This window comes from Micromonospora sp. CA-244673, from assembly GCF_050948395.1.
Lineage (GTDB): Bacteria > Actinomycetota > Actinomycetes > Mycobacteriales > Micromonosporaceae > Micromonospora.
Genome location: NZ_CP192019.1, coordinates 4,984,551 through 5,005,673 on the forward strand (window position 1 = coordinate 4,984,551; position 21,123 = coordinate 5,005,673).

The following is a 21,123-nucleotide window of genomic DNA, read 5'->3' on the forward strand; positions in this document are numbered from 1 at the left end:
TCCGCGAAGAGGCCGAGCCGACCGCCGCCTCGCCGACCCCGGGTGCGACCGCTCCGGTGAGCAGCTCGCCCGTCAGCGCGCCCCCGGCGGCCAGCTCGCCGGTGAGCGCGCCCCCGGTGAGCGGGCCGCCGGAGAGCGGCTCCTCCTTGCCACCGCAGCCCGTCAGCGGACCACCCGTCAGCGGCGTCCCCGTCCCACCGCAGCCCGTCAGCGGACCACCCGTCAGCGGCGCCCCCTTCCCGCCGCCTGTGGATGGTCCTGCGTCGTCTCCGCAGGGAAGCGCCGCGTCCTTCCCGTCCCCGCCGGTCAGTGCTCCTCCGGCCGGCGTCGGACCGGGCACGGGCACACCCTTCGCCACCCCGCCGGCCGCCAACCAGCCGGTCACTGCTCCCCCGGCCGGCGTCGGACCGGCCACGGGCACGCCCGCCGGCAACCCCCCGTTCAGCGCACCGCCAGCCGGCAACCCGCCGTTCAGCGCACCGCCCGCCAGCGGCCCGCCGGCAAGCACACCCCCGCCGCCCGGATACCCGGTCAGTGGCCCGCCCGGCTACCCGCCGCCGGTGAGCGGGCCGCCGGCCGCGGCGCCGGTCAGCGCCTCGCCCGTGCCGCCGTGGGGGATGACCGCGCCGCCGTGGAGCAGCGCCGCCCCGCCGCAGGCCCTCGACCGTCCCGGCGACCCGCGTCCGGAGCCGGTCGTGGACGAGCCCGACACGGTAGACCGGGACCCGGACCCGGACCCGGACCCGGAGAGCGGGGACGGGGCACCCCGGCCGCTGCCGGTCTACGACGGGTTGCTGGACTTCCCGGAGTCGCAGCAGCCGGCCCCGGAGCCCTACCCGAGCCAGGGGGCCTGGCCGGCCGTGCCGCCGGCGTTCCACCAGCCGGCCGCGTACCCGATGGCGGAGGAGCCGGAGCCGCGCGGCCGCAACCGGACGGTGGTGGCCGTGGTGGCGGGTGCCGTGGTGGTCGCGGTGGCGGCCGCCGTCGGGGTGGGCGCGGTGCTGCTCAACCGGGATCCGGCGCCGCCACCTGGGCCGGCGCCGACCGTGGCGAAGCCGAAGGTGAGCGGTCCGCCGCCGGGTGACCTCCGGTTGCAGGACGACACCACCACGATCACGGTCACCTGGACCGACCCGACGAACGGCGGGGTGCCGTTCGTGGTGGCCGGCGGGCGGGCCGGGCAGAAGTTGGGGGTGATGGCCACGCTGGACGCCGGGCAGACCCGCTACACGGTGAACGGGTTGAGTCCGAAGCTCGACTACTGCTTCACGGTGCTGGCCGTCTACTCGACGGACACCTACGCCACCTCGGGCCAGGTGTGCACCGACCGGGAGGGCGGGACGACGCCCAACTGACCGGCCACCGGCGACACGCTCGGTGTCCACAGGGGGACGGTGCGGGTTTCACCGGCCTCGGCCGGCCCCTATGATGGCTCCCGGCTCTGGGGAGGGTCGACCGGATGCGCCGCCCTCCCCCACCGACGCGGGAAGGCAGCCGCCAGTGACCACCATCGAGGACGTCACGAGCACCGGGCCGGAGACGGCCCGCCCCCGGTCCCGGATGCGGGGCGGGCTGGTGACCATCGGCACCGTGGCCGTGCTGCTGGCCGCCATGGGGTTGACCGTGCTCGGGTTGGGCGCCGCCGACAACGCGGTGGCCAACTACGACGCCTCCTCCTGGTTGTGGAGCACCAGCCGCAGCGAGCTGGCCCGGGTCAACGGGGTCACCGCCCGGGTGGACACCCGGATGGAGGTGCCCGGCGGACGCCGGCACCAGATGCAGGTCGCCCAGACCGATCGGCTGCTGATCCTGCGCGATCTGAACACCGGTCAGGTCAGCTCGCTGGACCTGGCCACCCTCCAGATCACGGCGACCACGCCGACCGCGCCGGGCCTCGGGGTGAGCGTCGCCCTGCACGAGGACGCGGCGTTCGTCGTCGACGCGGTGCAGGGCATCGTCCGGCAGCTCGACCCGCGGTCGCTGACGCCGGTGGGCGAGCCGGTGCGTTACCCGCCGGGCATCACGGGCGGGGCGTTCGACGGTTCCGGCAAGCTGTGGATCGCGGTGCCGAGCGAGGGCACCGTCTCCGCAGTCACGGCCGCCGAGCTGCCAGCCACCCCGGGCGCCGCGCCGCCCGCCGGGCTCAGCCCGAAGCGGGTGGAGACGTACGAGGTGGCGGAGCCCGCCCACGAGCTGGTCGTGTCCACGCTGGACGAGGGGGTGGCGGTGCTCGACCGCACCTCCGCCTCCCTGGTCACCGTGCGGGCCGGGCAGACACAGCGGGCCAACCTGACGATGACCGCCCCGGGCAGCCTGCCGACGCGCACCACCGGCCCGCAGGTGCCGGTCACGGTGAGCGGTGAGCGGACGGTGCACGTGGTCCGCGACGCCGCCGAGGTGCAGCGGTTCACGGTGCCCGGCGCGGGTGGGGAGCTGAGCCCGGCGGTGGCCTGGGCGGGGCGGTTCTACTGCGCCGACGAGACCACCGGCACGGTCTACTCGTTCGACGCGAACGGGCAGCTCGTCGACACCATCAAGGGTTCCGGGCGGCCCGGGCCGATGGAGCTGGAGGTCCGCGAGAACCACCTCTTCATCAACCCGCCGAACTCGTCGACGGCGCAGGTCGTGGACGACCGGAACCAGGTGCGCGAGGTCAACAAGTACGCCAACGACGTGCTCGGCGGCGACCCGCCGCCGGTTGCCCCGCCGCCGCCCCCGCCGAAGAAGCCGAAGGTGGGCAAGCCGGGCGCGCCGCGCGCGGTGACCGCCGCCGCGGCGAACGCGTCGGCGCGGGTGAGCTGGCAGCCGGCCGCGTCCAACGGCGCCGAGATCACCAGGTACGTGGTGGAGGGCGCCGGCCAGCGCCACGAGGTGGGCGCGAACCAGCGTGCCCTGGAGATCACCGGGCTGACCAACGGCGAGACGTACACGTTCTCGGTGCACGCGGTGAACGCCAAGGGCGACGGGCCGGCGCGCCGGAGCAACCCGGTTACGCCGACCGCCGCCGTACCGGACCCGCCGGCCAGTGTCACCGCCGAGGCCCGTCCGGACGGCACGGTGCTCGTGAGGTGGCCGGCGGCCAACGGCCAGGGCAACACCGTCACGAGATACGCGGTGACCGCCAGCTCGGCCGGCGCGACGGCCCCCGCCGGCGAGTCGCCCAAGACGGAGCTGGTCATCCCCGCCGGTCAGTTGGAGTACGGCACGCAGTACGCCTTCACCGTGATCGCGGTGAGCGACAAGGGCGCCGGGTCCAAGGCCTCGCCGGTGAGCAACACGGTGGCGCCGTTCACCGTGCCGAAGGCACCGACCGAGCTGCGCGCGTCCACGGTGGCTGACCAGCCGGGCACCATCGCGGTGCAGTGGGCGCCGGCGGTGGAGAACGGCCGCCCCGTGACGAAGTACGTGGTGGAGGCCGCCGGGAAGACCACCGAGGTGACCGACGTGCAAACGACGATCGGCGGGCTCGGCGACGGGCAGAACGTCACGGTGAAGGTGAAGGCGGTCAACGAGGCCGGCCCGGGCGCGGAGGCCAGCACCACGGCCCGCACGGTGGCCGCGCCCCGGGTCACCATGACCGGCTCGTCGGCCGACGCCACCTCGGTGACGGTGACGTTCACCGTCGACGCCGGCGGTGGCCGGGCGACCTGCACGGCCGCCACCGGCGGCAAGACCGCCAGCGGGAGCTGCTCCAGCCTGCGGGTGACCGGTCTGACGCCGGGGACCGCGTACACGGTGACGGTGACCGCCAGCAACGCGGCCGGCAAGGGCACCGGCAGCCGGGCGCAGAGCACCGACGCCCTCTACGGCATCGCGACCTGCCGCAACGGCTCCTCCGGCGCCGAGGCGTCCTACTGCACCCGGGACGTTCCGGGCGACCGCAACGGCAACGAGATCTTCTCGGTGACCCGGCAGGACAACGCGAACCAGGCGGGTTGGGAGCCCAACGGCGCCCGGCTCAAGGCGTACTGCAAGAAGCAGGGCGAAGAGGTCTACGCGTACATCTACAACAACGACAAGCGCAGCACCTGGTGGATCCGGGTCGACCACAGCCGGGGCCGCGACTACATCCCGTGGGCCTGGCTGAACCTGGAGGGTGGCGACAACATCAACCTCCTGCCCACCTGCTGACCGCGCCACACCGAGGAGCACCGCGCACGTGAACACCCACGAACCGCTCACCCAGCCGGAGGTGCAGGGCTTCGCCGCCCTGGCCGCCCGGCTGGCCGAGAACGTCAACGCGGTCGTGCTGGGCAAGCCGCAGGTGGTCCGGCTGGCGCTGACCGCCCTCTTCGCCCAGGGGCACGTGCTGCTGGAGGACGTGCCCGGGGTGGGCAAGACCACCCTGGCCCGGGCGGTCGCGGCGACCGTCAAGGGCCAGTGGCGGCGCATCCAGTTCACGCCGGACCTGCTCCCCTCGGACGTGTCCGGGGTGACGATCTTCAACCAGGCCAGCCGGGGTTTCGAGTTCCACCCGGGGCCGGTCTTCGCCAACATCGTCATCGCCGACGAGATCAACCGGGCCTCGCCGAAGACCCAGTCGGCGCTGCTGGAGGTGATGGAGGAGCGAACGGTCACCGTGGACGGCGTACGCCACCCGGTGCCGCAACCGTTCCTGGTGGTGGCGACCCAGAACCCGGTGGAGATGGACGGCACCTACCGGCTGCCCGAGGCCCAGCTCGACCGGTTCCTGGTGAAGCTCTCCGTCGGCTATCCGGACGAGGCCGTCGAGGTGGAGGTGCTGCGCGGCGCCACGCTCCGCTCTCCCGACTCGCTCACCGCGGTGACCGACACGGCCACCGTCGGGGAGATGGTGAAGATGGCCCGGCGGGTGCACATCGCCGAGCCGCTCTACACGTACGCGGTGCGGCTGGCCGCGGCGACCCGCACCCACCCGCAGGTGCGGGTCGGGGTCAGCCCCCGGGGCGTGATCGCGCTGACCCGGGCGGCGTGCGCGTACGCGCTGATCGACGGGCGGGGCTGGATCATGCCGGAGGACCTGAAGACGCTCGTCGAGCCGGTATTCGCGCACCGGTTGCTGCTCACCCCCGACGCGCAGGTGCGCGGCGTGACCCCCGCCGACGTGCTGCGCCAGGCGGTCGCGTCGGTGCCGGTGCCGCTGCCGTCGGGCCAGCCCGCCGCGGTCCACGGCTGAGCGGTGGGGATCACCGCCCGTGGTGTCGGGCTGCTCGTCGCCGCCGTGGTGCTGCTCGGGGTCGGCTTCCAGTACGCGTACCCGGAGCTGACCGTGCTCGGCGCGGCGGCCGGCGTCGCCGTCGGGTACGCGCTGGTCACGGCCGCCTGGCGGCCCCGGCTGACGGTCGAGCGGGTGGCCGACCCGGACCGGGTGGCCCGGGGTGAGCCGGCGGCCATGGTGCTGACCGTGCGCAACACCGGCCGGCTGCGGGCGGCGAACCTGGTGGCCGAGGACCGGTGCGGCGGCCGGCTGGTGCCGGTGCCGCTGCTGCGGTTGCGTCCGGGGCGGGACACCGAGGTGCGCTATCCGGTGCCGACCCGGCGCCGGGGTGTGGTGCCGGTCGGGCCGCTGCGGGTGACCCGGCGCGATCCGCTCGGGCTGGTGTCGCTGGCCCGCGCGTACGGGGAGCCCGTGCCGGTGTGGGTGCACCCGCGCATCCATCCGCTGTCGGCGGTGCCGACGGGCGCGGGCCGCAGCCTGGACGGGCGCACCGACAGCGTGCCGCACGGCTCGATCACCTTCGACTCGCTGCGCGAGTACGTGGTCGGCGACGAGCTACGCCGGGTGCACTGGCGGACCAGCGCCAAGGTCGGCGAGCTGATGGTGCGGGAGAACGTGGACACCAGCCTGCCCCGGCTCGTGGTGGTGCTGGACAACCGGGCGGCCGCCCACCCGGACCGGGACGCCGGCACGGCCGAGTCGTTCGAGTCGGGGTGCGAGGCGGCGGCGTCCGTGGTGGCCGCCGCGACCCGGGAGGACCTGCCGGTGACCCTGCTGCTGGTCGCGCCCCCCGCCGAGGCTGCCGACGGCTCCGGGTCGTCGCGCGGTGTCCGGCACGCCGAGCTGGCCGTGTCGCACGGCCCGCTGGACCGGCTCGCCGCGGCGGAGCTGGCCGACGGCGGGGAGGACGTGCTGCGTACCGCGCTGGGCCGGCTGCGGCAGGAACGGCTCGGCGACACACTCGTCTTCCTCACCGGGCCGGGCGCCCGTGGCGACCTGGGGCACGTCGGCGCGCTGCGCCGCGCGTACCCGTCGGTGGTGGTCGGAATGTTCGGGGCGGCCGAGCCGACGGCGGCCGGCGCGGCGGGCCTGGTGGTGGTGGACGCGGCGGACGGCGCCGGGTTCGCCGCCGAGTGGGACGGGATCCGCCGGTGGTGACCGTGACGCCGCCGCGCCCGGCGGTCGACGCGCCGGCCGGGCCGGCCGGCGGCGGGCCGGGTCCCGTGGCGCGGGTGCTGCGGGCCGTGCCGGTGCCGCTGGCGCTGATCGTCATGATCGCGCTGGCCGGTGTGGTGCTGGGCCGGGTCTACGCGGACCCGCTGCTGACCCGCCTGACAGCCGGCGCGGCGGTCGGCTCCGTGCTGGTGAGCGTCGCCACCCGGCGGCTGCCGTCCTGGCTGGTGGCGCCGCTGTCGGTGGCCGCGCTGGCCGGCTGGGCGCTGCTGTCGCTGCGGCTGGCCGCCGCCCACGCGGCGCTGCCCGGCGGCCTCGGCGAGGTGGCGGCGGACGCCGCCCGCAACGCCATCCCCCGGCTGCTCACCGCGATGATCCCGGTGGAGCCGGCCCCGGACACCGTGCTCGTCCCGGTGGTCGCCGCCTGGCTCGCCGGGCTGGCCGCCGCCGAGGTGGCGCTGCGGGCCGGCCGGGTCCTGCTCGGCTACCTGCCGCCGGTGCTGCTCTACGCCGGCGCGCTCTACGTGGTCGGCCCGAACGCGGGCCCGGCGGTCGGGCCGACGGTGCTGTTCGCGGCGGTCGCCGCCATCGGCCTGGCGGCGCCCGGCGGGCGGGCCGACCCGGCCGGCGCGGACCCGGTGGCCGGTCTCGCCCCGGCGGTGCGCGCGGCGGTGCGGCTGCGGCTGGTCGCGGCCGGCGCGGCCGGCGTGGCGGTGGTGGTGGCCCTCGCCGCGCTGCTCGCCCCGGTGGTGGCCGGCCAGGTGGACGACCGGCCGGTCGACCCGCGCCGCTACGTCGAGCCGCCGCAGGTGGAGTCGCTGGACGAGAACCCGCTCATCCGGATCTCCGGGTGGGCGCTGAACCCCGACCAGAAGCTGCTCGACGTGCGCACCGAGGCGGGCGCCACGCAGGCCGGGCCGCCGCGGATCCGGCTGGCGGTGCTCAGCGACTACGACGGGGTGACCTGGCGGGTGGGCGCCACCTACCGGAACGCGGGGCGGATCCTGCCGGCCGCCGAGCCGGCGGGCGGCACCGCCACCGACCCGGTACGCCAGGAGATCACGGTGGCCGACCTGACCGGGCGGCTGCTGCCCGCCGTGCCGACCCCGCGTGAGGTGAGCGGCGCGCGGGTGGCGTACGACCCGGCGACCGGGACGCTGATCCGGCCGGAAGGGCTGGCGCCGGGGCTGCGGTACACGGTCGCCTCGGTCCGGGAGCAGCCGGACGTGAACCTGCTCAGCACGGCGAACGTGCCGGCCGGCGACGCGGTGGCCCGGGTCCTGCGGGTCGCCGACGGTGCCCCGGAGCAGATGCGCCGGCTGGCCACCCAGCTCGCCGAGGAGAACGGCGCCCCGTACGCCCGGGGTGCCGCGATCGCGGACTTCCTCGCCGAGCACTACCGGGTGACCGCGGACGCGCCGAGCGGGCACGCGTACCCGAACCTGGCGTTCTTCCTGTTCGGGCCGCGCAACGGCGGCGGGCAGCGCGGCACGTCCGAGCAGTTCGCGGCGTCGTTCGCGGTGCTGGGCCGGCTGGCCGGCCTGCCCACCCGGGTCGTGGTGGGCTTCGAGCCCAAGGCCGACGGCCCGGTCCGGGCGGCGGACGCGTACGCCTGGCCGGAGGTGCTGTTCGAGGGCGTCGGGTGGGTGCCGTTCGACCCCATGCCGCGCCCGGACGAGGAGCCGCGCCCCGTGGAGGAGGACTTCCGGCCGAAGCCGGAGGACCCGCCGCCGTCCGAGGTGCCCGCGCCGACCGTGGAACCCACGGCCACGCCACCGGCGGCGGCCGCCCCCGACCCGCGCGGCGGCCAGGCCGGACCGGGTACGCCGGTGCTGGTCGGCGGCGGCGCCGGCGGCCTGGTGCTGCTGCTCGGGGCGCTGCTGCTGACCCTGGCCGCGCTGCGCCGCAACCTGACCCGCAGCCGGCTGGCGCAGGGCGACCCGGGCCGCCGGATCGCGGGCGCCTGGCGGGAGCTCACCGACGCGCTACGGCTCGCCGGCCACCCGGCCGGCGCGGACCTCACGGCGGCGGAGGTCGCCGCGTTCGCCCGGCGTACCCTCGCCGAGGCTCAAGCGGCCGACGGCGGTCCGGCGGACGTGACCGCGGACCGGCCGGGCGGGGCGGTCGACGAGCTGGCCGGGCTGCTCAACCAGGTGGGGTTCGCGCCGGGCAGCGTGACCACCGAGCAGGCGGAGCGGGCCGCGACCCTGGCCGGGGGGTACGTGTCAGCCCTGCGCGGCGCCCGCGCCCGGTGGCGGCGGCTGCTGTGGCGGGTGCACCCCGGTCCGCTGCGCTGGCATCGCTGACCCGCGGGGACTGACGCGGACCAGCGAGCCTCGTCCCGGAACCGACGCCTTCCCGCCCGCCCGGCCCGGGTCGGGCGTCGCGCCAGGAAAGTCCTGGCCCCGGCGGCGCAACCCTCGGCGCCCGACCGGGCGTGACTATCCCCGACAAGGGAATCGGAGGCTGGCATGGGTGACCGCGACGCGGCGTTCGCGGAGTACTTCGCGGCGAGATCGGATGCGATGCGTGGTACGGCGTACCTGCTCTGCGGCGACTGGCACCGGGCGGAGGACCTGGTCCAGAGCGCGTTCACGAAGCTCTACCTGGTCTGGAACCGGGTCTCCCGGCACGAGGTGCTCGACGCCTACGTACGACAGATCCTGGTCCGGACCTTCCTGGACGAGAGGCGGCGCGGCTGGTGGCGACGGGAGCGGGTCGGCGGGGAGGGCGTGGAACGGCCGACACCGCCGGAGTCCCCGGAGAACCGCATGGTGCTGCTCCAGGCGCTCGCCGCCGTGGCGCCGCGCCAGCGGGCGGTCCTGGTGCTCCGCTACTGGGAGGACCTGTCCGTCGAGGACACCGCCGCAATGTTGGGGTGCTCGGCCGGAACGGTGAAGAGCCAAGCCGCCCGGGGTCTGGAGAACCTGCGGGAGCTGGTGCTGCCCGCGTACAGCGCGATCGAGAGGGGGCACGGATGAACGGGGAAGAGCTGCGCGAGGCGCTGCGTCACGAGATGGCCGGCGTCGTACCACCGCCGCCGCTGGACGCCACGACCGCGCTCGGCGCGGCACGGCGTACCCGGGCGCGACGGCGTACCGGCTGGGCCTGCGCCGGGTCTGCGGCGGTGGTGCTGGCGGTCGCCGGCGTCGCGGCGGTCGGCACCACGGGGGCGGGTGTCCCGGGCACCGGCACCGCCGGTCCCGGCGGGTTGAGCCCGTCGGCGTCCGGGACGAAGCCCAGCCCGGCTCCGTCGGCGCCGGAGACCGCGTCGGCGTGGCCGACCGGCCCGGACGGCCGCCCGCAGGAGGACCGGACCGCGAGGGCAGGCAACCGGTACGACCAGGCGGTCCGGCTGCTCAACGAGTTGATCTCCGCGGTGCCGGCCGGATACGTCGTGCCGGAGAACCGGCCGAACCAGCCCGCGGACGACGACCCGCCGCGCGGCAGCCAGGCCGAGTTCGAGGACAGGGTGGAGGGCGTCGACGTGTGGCGCTACACGTCCACCGCCACCGTGACCCAGGGAGACCGGACGGGGCGCGTACTCGTCGAGGTGTACACCCGCGGGAACAGGCTGCCGACCGAGCCGTGTGCCCTGACCCGGCAGTTCTGGGGTATGCAGGGCGAATGCCAGGTGGTGACCGTCGGCGACGCGAAGGTCGGGGTGGTCGTCCGCCCCACCGTCGACCGACGGTTCGAGCAGTGGTCGGCCTACCGGCACCCGGACGGCGTGGTCACCTTCGTCGCGCAGACCCCGAACTTCGGCAGCCCTCAGCACGGACTGGCGAAAATGCCGTTCACCGTGCCGCAGCTCGCGGCCCTCGCCATGGACGATCGGTTCCACCTGCAGTGATCAGGCGTCGTGGCCCGGCCGAGAACCCACCGGCCGGGCCCGGTCCGTCGCGGCCGCTCAGCTAACCGGCCCGGCGGCGCGCAGCTTGCGGACGAGTTTGCGCAGGCCGGCCTGCCAGCCGTCGGGGTCCTCGGCGCGGCGGCGGGCGTAGCCGGCGACCTCCGGGTGCGGCAGGATGAGGAACCGCTCCTCGGCCAGCCCGGCGATGGTGGCGTCGGCAACCTGGTCGGGGGTGAGGATCGCGCCGGAGGCGGCGATCACGCGGGCGCCCAGGTGGCCCTCGGCCAGGCCACCGGCGAGCATCGGGGTGTCCACGCCCTGCGGGCAGAGCGCGCTGACCCGAACGCCGGCGTCCCGGTAGGTGATGGCAAGCCATTCGGCGAGGCCGACGGCCGCGTGCTTCGTCGCCGTGTACGGGGCGTCGCCCACTGCGGTCAGCACGCCCGCCGCCGAGCAGGTGAAGAGCAGGTAGCCCTGGCCGCGCCGGAGCATCGACGGCAGCGCCGCCCGGGCGCTGTGCACGTGCCCCAGCACGTTGACCCGCCAGGCGCGTTCCCAGTCGGCGTCGGGCGCGTCCACTCCCCCGCCGGTGGACACCCCGGCGTTGGCGCAGAACAGGTCGATGCGGCCGTAGCGGCGCTCGGTCTCGTCGACCAGCGCCCGCACCTGCGCCTCGTCGGTGACGTCGAGGCCGACGCCGTGGGCCACCGGCCCGATGCCCTCGGCCACGGCGCGCGCGGCCCCGGCGTCGAGGTCGGCCAAGACGACGGCGGCGGCGCCCTCGGCGGCGAACCGGCGGCCGAGCGCCGCCCCGATGCCGCCGGCCCCGCCGGTGATCACGGCCACCCGGTCGGTCAGGTTCATCTCAGCCCGCCTCCCCGCCGGTCACGCCGAGCCGCGGAAGCAGACCGGCCCAGGCCGCCGCGCCGCCGGCGGTCAGCTCCGGGGTGGGCAGCAGCGCCAGCACGGGCACGTCCACGCCGTGGTCGGCGTACCGGCGGGCCTGGGCGACGCACTCCTCGGGCGAGCCGTGCAGGATCAACGCGTCGACCACCTCGTCCGGCACCCCGGTCCGGGCGGCGGACGCGTACGCCTGGCCGGAGGTGCTGTTCGAGGGCGTCGGGTGGGTGCCGTTCGACCCCATGCCACGTCCGGACGAGGAGCCGCGCCCCGTGGAGGAGGACTTCCGGCCGAAGCCGGAGGACCCGCCGCCGTCCGAGGTGCCCGCACCGACCGTGGAACCCACGGCCACGCCACCGGCGGCGGCCGCCCCCGACCGGCGTGGCGGCCAGGCCGGACCGGGTACGCCGGTGCTGGTCGGCGGCAGCGCCGGCGGCCTGCTGCTGCTGCTCGGGGCGCCGCTGCTGACCCTGGCCGCGCTGCGCCGCAACCTGACCCGCGGCCGGCTGGCCGACGGCGACCCAGGCCGCCGGATCGCGGGCGCCTGGCGGGAGCTGACCGACGCGCTGCGGCTGGCCGGCCACCCGGCCGGCGCGGACCTCACGGCGGCGGAGGTGGCCGACCGGGCCCGCCGCAACCTCGCCGAGGCACAGGCCGGGCAGGTTCCGGTGGGTGGCGAGGTGGACGAACTGGCTGGTCTGCTCAATCAGGTGGCCTTCGCTCCCGGCACGGCCACCCCGGCGCAGCCCGACCGGGCGGCGGCCCTCGCCACCGGCTACGTCACCGCCCTCCCGCGGCACCCGCTCCCGCTGGCGCCGCCTCCTGTGGACCGTCCACCCCGGCCCGCTGCGCTGGCGCCGCTGACCAGCGCCCGACCGTGGCGACTCTCCGCGCTGACCCTCGCCCTGTTCGCCCTGCCGGGCCGTTCACCTGCCGCTGTCGGCCGGGCTCGGCACGAGGAGTGCCGTGTGATGGCTCCAGAGCCACCGCAGGTACTCCTGCAGTTCCGCCGCTGTGGCGAGCCAACCGTTGCCCACGTAGGTGAGGATGCGCTTGACCTCACCGGGCACGAGCTCGTAGGCGGTTGCTCCCGTTTCCGGGACGGGTGTGTCCGGGGGAATGGCCACGGGCAACGGAATGATCGGAAGGCGCGTTCCACTCCTGGCGAATGCCTTGAGGACTGTGAGGTAGGCGCGGGTCAGGTGGTAGGGAGAGACGGCGAGCGCGAGGCTGGTGATCCCGCGTGCGCGGACCTCGTCGGCGATCCATGCGGCCTGCAGGCCGGTGTTGGGAGCCGGCTCGGCTTGGAGACAGACCCCACTGAGGCGACGAAGGCCGAGACTCCGCAGGTGGTCGAAGGTGATCTCGGCGTAGGTTTCTTCGGTCGGATTCCCGTTCGCGACCAGCAGGTGGCGGAACCCCGGGTTCGCCTCCCAGCAGCGGATCGCATGGGTGAGACGCCAATCTTCACCCTGACCGGTGGCGACGACGAGCGCCTCGACGTGGTCGGCAGCTGACTGGGGCAGAGTCAGGATCATCGTGAGGGCTTTCATCACGTCCAGAAGCTGACCGGCCGTGAAGGCGGCGAAGTCCTCTTCCGTCACGACCCGAGGGGCCGTCTCTTGGGGATTCACCGGGCCGCCCCGGCGGTCTCGATATTGAGACCCGCCTGGAACCACGCGCCCCCGATCACCACGACAGCTCCTCCTACCGTTCCGCGGCGCGCAGCTTGCGGACGAGTTTGCGCAGGCCGGCCTGCCAGCCGTCGGGGTCCTCGGCGCGGCGGCGGGCGTAGCCGGCGACCTCCGGGTGCGGCAGGATGAGGAACCGCTCCTCGGCCAGCCCGGCGATGGTGGCATCGGCGACCTGGTCGGGGGTGAGGATCGCGCCGGAGGCGGCGATCACGCGGGCACCCAGGTGGCCCTCGGCCAGGCCACCGGCGAGCATCGGCGTGTCCACGCCCTGCGGACAGAGCGCGCTGACCCGAACGCCGGCGTCCCGGTAGGTGATGGCAAGCCATTCGGCGAGGCCGACGGCCGCGTGCTTCGTCGCCGTGTACGGGGCGTCGCCCACCGCGGTCAGCACGCCCGCCGCCGAGCAGGTGAAGAGCAGGTAGCCCTGGCCGCGCCGGAGCATCGACGGCAGCGCCGCCCGGGCGCTGTGCACGTGCCCCAGCACGTTGACCCGCCAGGCGCGTTCCCAGTCGGCGTCGGGCGCGTCCACTCCCCCGCCGGTGGACACCCCGGCGTTGGCGCAGAACAGGTCGATGCGGCCGTAGCGGCGCTCGGTCTCGTCGACCAGCGCCCGCACCTGCGCCTCGTCGGTGACGTCGAGGCCGACGCCGTGCGCCACCGGCCCGATGCCCTCGGCCACGGCACGCGCGGCCCCGGCGTCGAGGTCGGCCAAGACGACGGCGGCGGCACCCTCGGCGGCGAACCGGCGGCCGAGCGCCGCCCCGATGCCGCCCGCCCCGCCGGTGATCACGGCCACCCGGTCGGTCAGGTTCATCTCAGCCCGCCTCCCCGCCGGTCACACCGAGCCGCGGAAGCAGACCGGCCCAGGCCGCCGCCCCGCCGGCGGCCAGCTCCGGGGTGGGCAGCAGCGCCAGCACCGGCACGTCCACGCCGTGGTCGGCGTACCGGCGAGCCTGGGCGACGCACTCCTCGGGCGAGCCGTGCAGGATCAACGCGTCGACCACCTCGTCCGGCACCGCCGCCGAGGCGCCCCGCCGGTCCCCGGCGGCCCACGCCTCCCACATCGGGCCGAGGCTGTCCTGGCGCCCCAGCCACCGGTGGAAGGCCGCGTACGCCGGCACGGTGAGGTAGCCGGTGATCAGCCGGCGGCCCAGCGCCCGCGCGTACGCGGCGTCCTCGGTGGGGCAGACGAAGATCCGGGCGGCGACCTCGAAACCCGGGCGGCGCTCGCCCAGCTCGGCCAGGGCGGTGGGCACGTCGTCGGCGGCCAGCCAGTTGAGGATAACCCCGTCGGCCTCGGCGGCGGCGAGCCGCAGCATGCCCGGCCGCAGGGCGGCCAGCAGCACGGGCGGCGGCACCGACGGCGGGCGTTCCAGGGTGAACCGCCGGACGGTGAAGGTGTCGTACACCTCGTCGACGGTCTCCCCGCGCAGCGCGGCGCGCAGGAAGCGCAGCACGTCCCGGGTCCGCGCGAACGGCTCGTCGAAGCGCACCGCGTTCCAGTCCCGGACGAGCACCGGCGAGGAGGCGCCGATGCCCAGCGCGAAGCGGCCCGGCGCGGCCTCGGCGAGGGCGGCGGCGCTCATCGCGAGCAGCCCGGGCCCCCGAGTGAACACCGGGGCGATCGCGGTGCCCAGGCGCAGCCGCGGTTGCCAGGCGGCGGCGAGCGCGAGGGGGGTGAACGCGTCGGTGCCGGCGACCTCCGACGACCAGACGTCGGTGAAGCCGGCCCGGTCGAGCGCCGCGTAGACCGTGGCGTGGTCGGCGAGCGTGACGCCGGCCAGCGGCACGGTCATGCCCCATCGATTCGTCACCGGTCGATCGTGCCCGGTGGCCGCCGTCCGGGGCAAGATCCCGACCGGCGGTTCCCGGCCGCGGCGCGACGCGCGCAGTCGCAGGGGTGATGCGGCCGGTACGCGGCGCTACCACCCGGAAAGAGTGCTACGACTGCCAGATGGGGTGGACCGGGGTCGGGAAGCGGCGGTGAGGATTCCGGAGCCGGCCGCCCTGCTCCGGCCGGACGGCGGCCCGAACCGGGCGACGTTCCTGGAGCTGTTCTTCGACCTGGTGTTCGTCTTCGCGCTGACCCGGATCTCCGCCCGCGCCTTCGAGGACCTGGCGCTGGAAGGGGGCAAGACCGGCTGGACGGCGCTGACCGGGGGCGGCAAGACGCTGCTGTTGTTCCTCGCGCTCTGGGCTGTCTGGCAGGGCACCGCCTGGACCACCAGCCGCTACGACCCGTACCACATCTGGCTCCAGGTCATCGTGGTCATCGCGCTGGTGGGCAGCATGGTGATGGCGGTCGCGATCCCCCGTGCCTTCAGCAGCACCGGCCTGGCCCTCGCCGTCGCGTACGTGGTGGTGCAGGTGACCCGGCCGGGGATTCTGCTGCTGACCCTCGGTCGGATCCAGCACCGCCAGCTGAAGAAGCGCATGCTGATCACGTTCAGCGTGACCGGGGTGCTCTGGCTGGCCGGCGCACTGCTGCCCGTCAACACACGGGTGACGCTCTGGACGCTCGCGCTCCTGCTGGAGTACCTGGCGTCCCGGTTCGGCTGGCCGGTGCCCGGGCTCGGCCGGTCGACCGTCTCCCGTTGGGACATCCACGGGGAGCACCTGGCCGAGCGTTACCAGCAGTTCTTCCTGGTCGCGCTCGGCGAGACGATCCTGATCGCCGGGCTGGCGTACAGCCGGGCACCGAACAGCGCCACCCGCACCGCCGCGTTCGCCGCGGCGCTGCTCACCTCGGTGCTGCTCTGGCGGATCTACGTGCAGCGGGCCGGGCGGATCCTGGGCGAGGCCGTGACCCGGGCCGCGCACCCGGCCACCATCGGCCGCTCCGCCGCCGACACCCACCTGGTGATGGTGATCGGCGTGGTGTCCACCGCGATCGGCTACGAGCTGGTCAACGAGCACCCGACCGGCCACAACGAGGTCGGGTGGCTCGCCATGATCCTCGGCGGTCCGGCGTTCTTCCTGCTCGGGCGGGCGCGCTTCGAGTACGAGGTGTTCGGCCGGGTGTCCCCGTCGCGCTGGGTGGCCGTCCTCGTGCTGGTGCTGCTCATGCCGGTGCTCAAGCCCGCCCTGCCGCTGACCGCGGCGATCGCCACGCCGCTGGTCGCGGCGTTCGCCGCCCCGCTGGTGCTGCTCGGGGTGGCGATCGCCGACGCCCGCCGCGCCTGGGGCCGCCCACCGGAGGAGGCCGCCCCGCCGTTCTGACCACGACCCCGTCGTGGGCCGCTGGCGGCCTCGCCCCGGCGATACCATCCGCGGGTGACCTTCTCGATCGTGGCGCGCTCCGCCGACGGGCTCCTGCACGGCATCGCCGTGGCCAGCAAGTTCCTCGCCGCCGGGGCGCTGGTGCCGGCCGCCGAGGCCGAGGTCGGCGCGATCGCCAGCCAGGCCCACGCGAACCTGGCGTACCGCGCGCAGGGGCTCACCATGCTGCGCACCGGCGTGCCCGCGGCCGACGTCGTGGCCGGCCTGATCGCCGCCGACCCGGGCCGCGACGACCGGCAGCTCGGTGTGGTGGGAGCGAAGGGCGACGGCGCCACGTGGACCGGGCCGCGCTGCCACCCCTGGGCGGGCGGCCAGTCCGGCGACGGCTGGGCGGCGCAGGGCAACATCCTGGCCGGCCCGGAGGTCATCGACGCGCTCCGGGACACCTGGCTGGGCGGGGCCGACCTGCCGTTTCCGCAGCGGCTGCTGGCGGCCCTCGCCGCCGGTGACCGGGCCGGCGGCGACCGGCGGGGGCGGCAGAGCGCCGCCCTGTTCGTGGTGCAGCGGCACGGCGGCTACGCCGGCACCGGCGACGAGCTGGTCGACCTGCGGGTCGACGACCACCGCGACCCGGTCGGCGAGCTGGGGCGGCTGCTCGCCATCCACACGCTGCTCTTCGGCAAGCCCGACCCGGCCACCCTGCTCGACCTCACCGGGCCGGTCGCCGACGAGGTGACGGCGCTGCTGGCCGCCGCCGGCCACCCGGTCGGCCCCGCCGGGGTGGAGGAGGCGCTCGACGCCTGGGCCGGCGTCGAGAACCTGGAGGAGCGCATCGTCCCCGGCCGGATCGATCCCGTCGTCCTGGACCACCTGCGCCGCATCACCGCGCCGGCCACCGGCGCCTGATCGCCGCCGGACAATCCGCGCCGGACCGCCGGCCGGTGCGGCGCGGGATCGCGGCGCGAGGTGAACCGTAAGGGCTGTCAACAGCCGTCCATCGATGATGCTTTATGATGCGTGAGTGAACTTGAAGCAGTGGGCGGAGCGCGAGGGCGTGCATCACGTCACCGCATACCGGTGGTTCCGGGAAGGCCGGCTACCCGTCCCCGCTCGCAAGGTCGGACGGCTGATCCTGGTGGAGGTGTCGGGCTCGACGGAGCCCGTGGCGGAGTCGGTCGTTGTGTATGCGCGGGTGTCCTCGGCGGAGCAGCGCGCCGACCTGGACCGCCAGGTTGCCCGGGTGACCGGGTGGGCCACTGGGCAAGGGCTGGTGGTGTCGCGTGTGGTGACCGAGGTCGGTTCCGCGCTCAATGGACACCGGAAGAAGTTCCTCGCCCTGCTGCGTGATGCGTCGGTGACCACGATCGTGGTGGAACATCGCGGCAGGTTCGCTCGCTTCGGTGCCGAGTATGTCGAGGCGGCGCTGGCTGCGCAGGGGCGGCGTCTCTTGGTTGTCGACACCGCGGAGGTTGACGACGACCTGGTCCGGGACGTGACCGAGATTCTGACCAGCCTCGGCGCCCGCCTGTACGGGCGTCGTGCGGCGGCGGACCGTGCCCGCCGTGCAGTTCAGGCCGTCACCGCAGCGGGCGCGCGCTGATGGCCGCAGGGAAGGCCGTGGTGAGGTGCAACGGCTGCGCGAAGACGCAGACGCTCAGACCGTCCAGGATCGAGCCGTGTGACGGCTACTACTGCACACCCGAGCGCGGGCCGAAGGATGACCAGCCCCCAGGGCTGGTACGTGAGCAGATCATCAACGCTGCCGGCGGATTTTGGGGTTGGCGTGACGTCGTGCCGACCCAGGAGGACATGGACGCCATCGGTCGTGCTCGAGCGATCATGGCTCTCGGCCAGGCCAAGCAGATCGTCGACGAGGCCGTGGGTGGCATCGCGTGAAGGTGATGCAGGCCTACCGCTTCGCCCTGGACCTAACCCCCGGTCAGGAGCGGGACCTGGCCCGTCACGCTGGTGCGGCAAGGAAGGCTCACAACTGGGCCCTGGACCGGGTGAAGGCGGTGATGGCGCAGCGCGCCGCCGAACGTTCCTACGGCATCGGCGACGATCAGCTCACCCCGGCCGTTGGTTGGACGCTACCGGCGCTGCGCCGTGAGTGGAACCAAGTCAAGGACGAGGTGGCGCCGTGGTGGCGGGAGTGCTCGAAGGAGGCGTACAACACCGGCCTGGATGCGCTCGCCCGCGCGTTGAAGAACTGGTCCGACTCCCGCTGCGGCAAGCGCGCCGGTAGGCTGGTCGGTTTCCCGCGGCGCAAGTCGAAGCGCCGCACGACCCCGTCCGTGCGATTCACCACCGGGGTCATCCGCGTCGCGCCCGACCGCAAGCATGTGACCCTGCCCCGGTTGGGAACGATCAAGCTACACGAGTCCGCCCGCAAGCTGGCCCGCCGGCTCGAGGCCGGCACCGCCCGCATCCTGTCCGCCACGGTGCGGCGCGAGGCGGGCCGCTGGCACGTGGCGTTCACCTGCGAGGTCGAACGATCAGATCGTAAGCCGAGCAGACCGACGGGGGTGGTCGGTGTCGACGTCGGCATCCACCGTCTGGCGGTGTTGTCCACCGGGGACGTCGAACCCAACCCCCGCCACCTGGATGCCGCCCAGCGAAGCCTTCGCCGCCTCGGACGCGCCATGGCCCGCAAACGCGGCCCTTACGACCCGGCCACCCGCACCCGGATCACCGCCTCCCGCCGCTGGGAGCGGACATCGAAGCGGCTGTCCCGACAACATGCCCGGGTGGCGAACCTGCGCCGCGACGGACTGCACAAACTCACCACGCGGTTGGCCGGTGAGTACGCCACGATCGTGGTCGAAGACCTCAACGTGGCCGGGATGGTGCGCAACCGTCGCCTGGCCAGGGTCATCAGCGACGCCGGGTTCGGGGAGATCCGCCGGCAACTCGCGTACAAGACCGTCTGGAACGGCGGCCAGCTCGTGACCGCCGACCGGTGGTATCCATCCTCCAAGACCTGTTCGGGCTGCGGCGCGGTGAAACCCAAACTGCCGCTGCGGATCCGGACCTTCACCTGCCAGGCGTGTCTTCTGGTCCTGGACCGGGATCTCAACGCCGCACGCAACCTCGCACAACTCGTGGTCGCCGGGAGTGGCTCGGAGACTGTAAACGGACGTGGAGCCGACCGTAAGACCCGCCCCGGCGGGCCGGTGGCTGTGAAGCGTCTACCCGGCACCGCCTCGGCGGGTCAGACCGGGACCGCCCCACCGCAAGGCGGGACTGCCGATCATGCGCCTACCAGCGCTTCATGAAAGGCAACGGCTTCGCAAGGTCTCGCGCGTCGTCGCCCGTCCGGTGCGCGGCTACGCTGGCACGCGGGGAGGGAGGCGTGTCGGTGGCGCATCGGGTGCTGGTCGTTGACGACGACCGGACGATCAGCGACGTGGTGTGCCGCTATCTGGAGCACGCCGGCTACCAGGTCGACCACGTCGGGGACGGCGCCGCCGCCCTCGCCGCGGTCGCCGCCGCGCCGCCGCACCTGGTGGTGCTCGACGTCATGCTGCCGGTGCTGGGCGGGCTCGAGGTGTGCCGGCGGTTGCGGCAGCGGCCCAACCCCGTGCCGATCGTGATGCTGACCGCCCGCGGTGACGAAGCCGATCGGATCCTGGGCCTGCAGCTGGGCGCGGACGACTATGTGAGTAAGCCCTTCTCGCCGCGTGAGCTGGTGCTGCGGGTGGCCTCGGTGCTGCGCCGGGCCGGCGGTGGAGCTCCGGCCTCGGCGGCCGAGGTGCTCGCCGACGGCGGTCTGGTCGTGCAGACCGGTCCCCGGGTGGCCCGGCTGCACGGCCGGCAGTTGGCGCTCACGCTGCGCGAGTTCGACCTGCTGGCGCACCTCATGCGCCACCCGGCACGGGCGCTGGGGCGGGCGGAGCTGCTGGAGCAGGTGTGGGGCTGGCATTTCGGCGACCAGTCCACCGTCACCGTCCATGTGCGCCGGCTGCGGGAGAAGATCGAAGCAGACCCCGCCGATCCACGGCGGATCGTCACGGTCTGGGGCGTCGGCTACCGGTACGAGCCGGTCGATGGGTGACGTCGCCCTGATCTTCGGCGTGGCGCTCGGTGCGGCCGGTGGCGTCGCGCTGGTGGGCGCCGGCGCGCTGCGGCTGCTGCGCGTCCGGTCGATCACGTCCCACATCGCGGTTCTGCTGGCGATGACCGTCGCCGCGGTCGCGGCGGGCGTGTCGGTGGTCGCCGAGGCGATGTTCCTCTCTCCGCACGACCTGGAGGTCGTTCTCATCACGGTCTGCGCGGCCGCGGCGGTCTCCCTCGCGGTCGGCTGGCTGTTCGGACGGCGGCTCGCCGCCGCGGCGGTCTGGGCCGACCAGGCCCGCGACCGGGAACGGCGGATCGAGAAGGGACGCCGGGATCTGATCGCCTGGGTGTCGCACGACCTGCGCACGCCGTTGGCCGGGCTGCGGGCGATGGCCGAGGCGCTGGAGGACCGGGTGGTCGCCGACGTGGCCACGGTCGGCGAGTACCACCGCCGGATACGGGTCGAGGCCGACCGGATGACCCGGCTGGTCGACGACCTGTTCGAGCTGTCGCGGATCGACGCCGGGGCACTGCGGCTGTCGCTGTCGGCGGTGCCTCTGGGCGAGGTGGTCTCCGACGCCCTGGCCGGGGCCGCGCCGCTGGCGGAAGCCCGCCGGATCCGCCTGGTCGCCGCCGACTCCGGCTGGCCGGTGGTCACCGCGAGCGAGCCTGAGCTGGCTCGGGTGGTTCGCAACCTGCTGCTCAACGCGATTCGTTACACCCCCGAGGATGGCACCGTCCGGGTCGACGCCGGACGCAGCGGCGCCGACGCCTGGTTGGCCGTCGCCGACACCTGCGGCGGGATCCCGGAGGCGGACCTGCCACGTCTGTTCGACGTGGCCTTTCGCGGCGAGCCGGCCCGTACCCGGTCGGGCGACGGCGGCGCGGAGAGCTCGGGCGGGTTGGGGCTGGCGATCGTGCACGGCCTCGTCAAGGCGCACGGCGGCCGCGTGGAGGTGCACAACGTGACCGGCGGTTGCCGGTTCGTCGTCCGGCTGCCCGTCGCGGCCTGAGCTGCTCGGCCCGGGGCG

Annotated in this window: 18 protein-coding genes and 1 pseudogene; 15 read left to right on the plus strand and 4 right to left on the minus strand. The window is 74.8% G+C overall.

Going from position 1 to position 21,123, the window contains the following annotated elements:
- The first annotated feature begins 560 nt into the window (after positions 1 to 560).
- The 7 genes from ACQP12_RS22745 to ACQP12_RS22775 all read left to right on the plus strand — a co-directional run bounded on the left by ACQP12_RS22745 (position 561) and on the right by ACQP12_RS22775 (position 10,223).
- Complete coding sequence (locus tag ACQP12_RS22745) at positions 561 to 1,355, plus strand: fibronectin type III domain-containing protein (protein WP_433289383.1); 795 nt, start codon at positions 561 to 563, stop codon at positions 1,353 to 1,355.
- A 205-nt stretch (positions 1,356 to 1,560) separates the two neighbouring features.
- A complete protein-coding gene (locus ACQP12_RS22750) occupies positions 1,561 to 4,131 on the plus strand; it encodes a fibronectin type III domain-containing protein (RefSeq protein ID WP_433289385.1) in 2,571 nt (856 codons plus the stop codon).
- Between the two features lie 28 nt (positions 4,132 to 4,159).
- Positions 4,160 to 5,155, plus strand: a complete 996-nt coding sequence (locus ACQP12_RS22755; RefSeq protein ID WP_433281854.1) for an AAA family ATPase — start codon at positions 4,160 to 4,162, stop codon at positions 5,153 to 5,155.
- Between the two features lie 3 nt (positions 5,156 to 5,158).
- Positions 5,159 to 6,355: a DUF58 domain-containing protein gene (locus ACQP12_RS22760; protein ID WP_433281856.1), complete on the plus strand. Its 1,197-nt coding sequence runs from the start codon at positions 5,159 to 5,161 to the stop codon at positions 6,353 to 6,355.
- Entirely contained in the window at positions 6,331 to 8,676 is a 2,346-nt protein-coding gene (locus ACQP12_RS22765; protein ID WP_433281858.1) for a transglutaminaseTgpA domain-containing protein, read from the plus strand. The genes ACQP12_RS22760 and ACQP12_RS22765 overlap by 25 nt, the downstream gene beginning before the upstream one ends.
- 165 nt (positions 8,677 to 8,841) lie before the next feature.
- The gene (locus ACQP12_RS22770; protein WP_433281860.1) at positions 8,842 to 9,351 is read left to right on the plus strand and encodes a SigE family RNA polymerase sigma factor; all 510 of its coding nucleotides are present in this window, start codon (positions 8,842 to 8,844) and stop codon (positions 9,349 to 9,351) included.
- On the plus strand, positions 9,348 to 10,223 hold the full coding sequence (locus tag ACQP12_RS22775; protein ID WP_433281862.1) for a hypothetical protein: 876 nt from the start codon (positions 9,348 to 9,350) through the stop codon (positions 10,221 to 10,223). Before ACQP12_RS22770 ends, ACQP12_RS22775 begins: the two co-directional genes overlap by 4 nt.
- Positions 10,224 to 10,280: 57 nt before the next feature.
- Here ACQP12_RS22775 and ACQP12_RS22780 read toward each other — a convergent pair whose 3' ends face one another.
- Positions 10,281 to 11,087: an SDR family oxidoreductase gene (locus ACQP12_RS22780; RefSeq protein WP_433281864.1), complete on the minus strand. Its 807-nt coding sequence runs from the start codon at positions 11,085 to 11,087 to the stop codon at positions 10,281 to 10,283.
- Positions 11,088 to 11,170: 83 nt separating this feature from the next.
- Here ACQP12_RS22780 and ACQP12_RS22785 point away from each other — a divergent pair.
- A pseudogene (locus ACQP12_RS22785) lies at positions 11,171 to 11,305 on the plus strand (hypothetical protein); the annotation flags it as partial.
- A gap of 744 nt (positions 11,306 to 12,049) precedes the next feature.
- Here ACQP12_RS22785 and ACQP12_RS22790 read toward each other — a convergent pair.
- The 3 genes from ACQP12_RS22790 to ACQP12_RS22800 all read right to left on the minus strand — a co-directional run bounded on the left by ACQP12_RS22790 (position 12,050) and on the right by ACQP12_RS22800 (position 14,613).
- The gene (locus ACQP12_RS22790) at positions 12,050 to 12,757 is read right to left on the minus strand and encodes a hypothetical protein (protein ID WP_433281866.1); all 708 of its coding nucleotides are present in this window, start codon (positions 12,755 to 12,757) and stop codon (positions 12,050 to 12,052) included.
- A gap of 73 nt (positions 12,758 to 12,830) precedes the next feature.
- A complete protein-coding gene (locus ACQP12_RS22795; protein ID WP_357948284.1) occupies positions 12,831 to 13,631 on the minus strand; it encodes an SDR family oxidoreductase in 801 nt (266 codons plus the stop codon).
- 1 nt (position 13,632) lies between these two features.
- Entirely contained in the window at positions 13,633 to 14,613 is a 981-nt protein-coding gene (locus tag ACQP12_RS22800) for an LLM class F420-dependent oxidoreductase (RefSeq protein ID WP_433289387.1), read from the minus strand.
- Positions 14,614 to 14,800: 187 nt separating this feature from the next.
- Here ACQP12_RS22800 and ACQP12_RS22805 point away from each other — a divergent pair, with 187 nt between their 5' ends.
- The 7 genes from ACQP12_RS22805 (at position 14,801) to ACQP12_RS22835 (ending at position 21,105) form a co-directional block, all read left to right on the plus strand.
- Positions 14,801 to 16,036, plus strand: a complete 1,236-nt coding sequence (locus ACQP12_RS22805; protein WP_433281868.1) for a low temperature requirement protein A — start codon at positions 14,801 to 14,803, stop codon at positions 16,034 to 16,036.
- A gap of 54 nt (positions 16,037 to 16,090) precedes the next feature.
- Positions 16,091 to 16,942, plus strand: a complete 852-nt coding sequence (locus tag ACQP12_RS22810) for a DUF1028 domain-containing protein (RefSeq protein ID WP_433281870.1) — start codon at positions 16,091 to 16,093, stop codon at positions 16,940 to 16,942.
- A 115-nt stretch (positions 16,943 to 17,057) separates the two neighbouring features.
- On the plus strand, positions 17,058 to 17,636 hold the full coding sequence (locus tag ACQP12_RS22815) for an IS607 family transposase (RefSeq protein WP_433281872.1): 579 nt from the start codon (positions 17,058 to 17,060) through the stop codon (positions 17,634 to 17,636).
- Positions 17,636 to 17,932 (plus strand): hypothetical protein, encoded by a 297-nt coding sequence (locus ACQP12_RS22820; protein ID WP_433281874.1) that lies wholly within the window; start codon positions 17,636 to 17,638, stop codon positions 17,930 to 17,932. Before ACQP12_RS22815 ends, ACQP12_RS22820 begins: the two co-directional genes overlap by 1 nt.
- 5 nt (positions 17,933 to 17,937) lie before the next feature.
- Positions 17,938 to 19,311, plus strand: coding sequence for an IS607 family element RNA-guided endonuclease TnpB (gene tnpB / locus ACQP12_RS22825; protein WP_433289389.1), 1,374 nt, complete (start codon positions 17,938 to 17,940; stop codon positions 19,309 to 19,311).
- Positions 19,312 to 19,394: 83 nt separating this feature from the next.
- The gene (locus ACQP12_RS22830; protein ID WP_433289392.1) at positions 19,395 to 20,090 is read left to right on the plus strand and encodes a response regulator transcription factor; all 696 of its coding nucleotides are present in this window, start codon (positions 19,395 to 19,397) and stop codon (positions 20,088 to 20,090) included.
- A complete protein-coding gene (locus ACQP12_RS22835) occupies positions 20,083 to 21,105 on the plus strand; it encodes a sensor histidine kinase (RefSeq protein WP_433281876.1) in 1,023 nt (340 codons plus the stop codon). The genes ACQP12_RS22830 and ACQP12_RS22835 overlap by 8 nt, the downstream gene beginning before the upstream one ends.
- Positions 21,106 to 21,123: the final 18 nt, after the last annotated feature.

Bases quoted from the DNA above. Each gene is read 5' to 3' on its own strand.
- ACQP12_RS22750 (WP_433289385.1), top strand. From the start codon at position 1,561: ATGCGGGGCGGGCTGGTGACCATCGGCACCGTGGCCGTGCTGCTGGCC.
- ACQP12_RS22770 (WP_433281860.1), top strand. From the start codon at position 8,842: ATGGGTGACCGCGACGCGGCGTTCGCGGAGTACTTCGCGGCGAGATCG.
- ACQP12_RS22775 (WP_433281862.1), top strand. From the start codon at position 9,348: ATGAACGGGGAAGAGCTGCGCGAGGCGCTGCGTCACGAGATGGCCGGC.
- ACQP12_RS22780 (WP_433281864.1), bottom strand. From the start codon at position 11,087: ATGAACCTGACCGACCGGGTGGCCGTGATCACCGGCGGGGCCGGCGGC.
- ACQP12_RS22795 (WP_357948284.1), bottom strand. From the start codon at position 13,631: ATGAACCTGACCGACCGGGTGGCCGTGATCACCGGCGGGGCGGGCGGC.
- ACQP12_RS22800 (WP_433289387.1), bottom strand. From the start codon at position 14,613: ATGACCGTGCCGCTGGCCGGCGTCACGCTCGCCGACCACGCCACGGTC.
- ACQP12_RS22820 (WP_433281874.1), top strand. From the start codon at position 17,636: ATGGCCGCAGGGAAGGCCGTGGTGAGGTGCAACGGCTGCGCGAAGACG.
- tnpB (WP_433289389.1), top strand. From the start codon at position 17,938: ATGCAGGCCTACCGCTTCGCCCTGGACCTAACCCCCGGTCAGGAGCGG.
- ACQP12_RS22835 (WP_433281876.1), top strand. From the start codon at position 20,083: ATGGGTGACGTCGCCCTGATCTTCGGCGTGGCGCTCGGTGCGGCCGGT.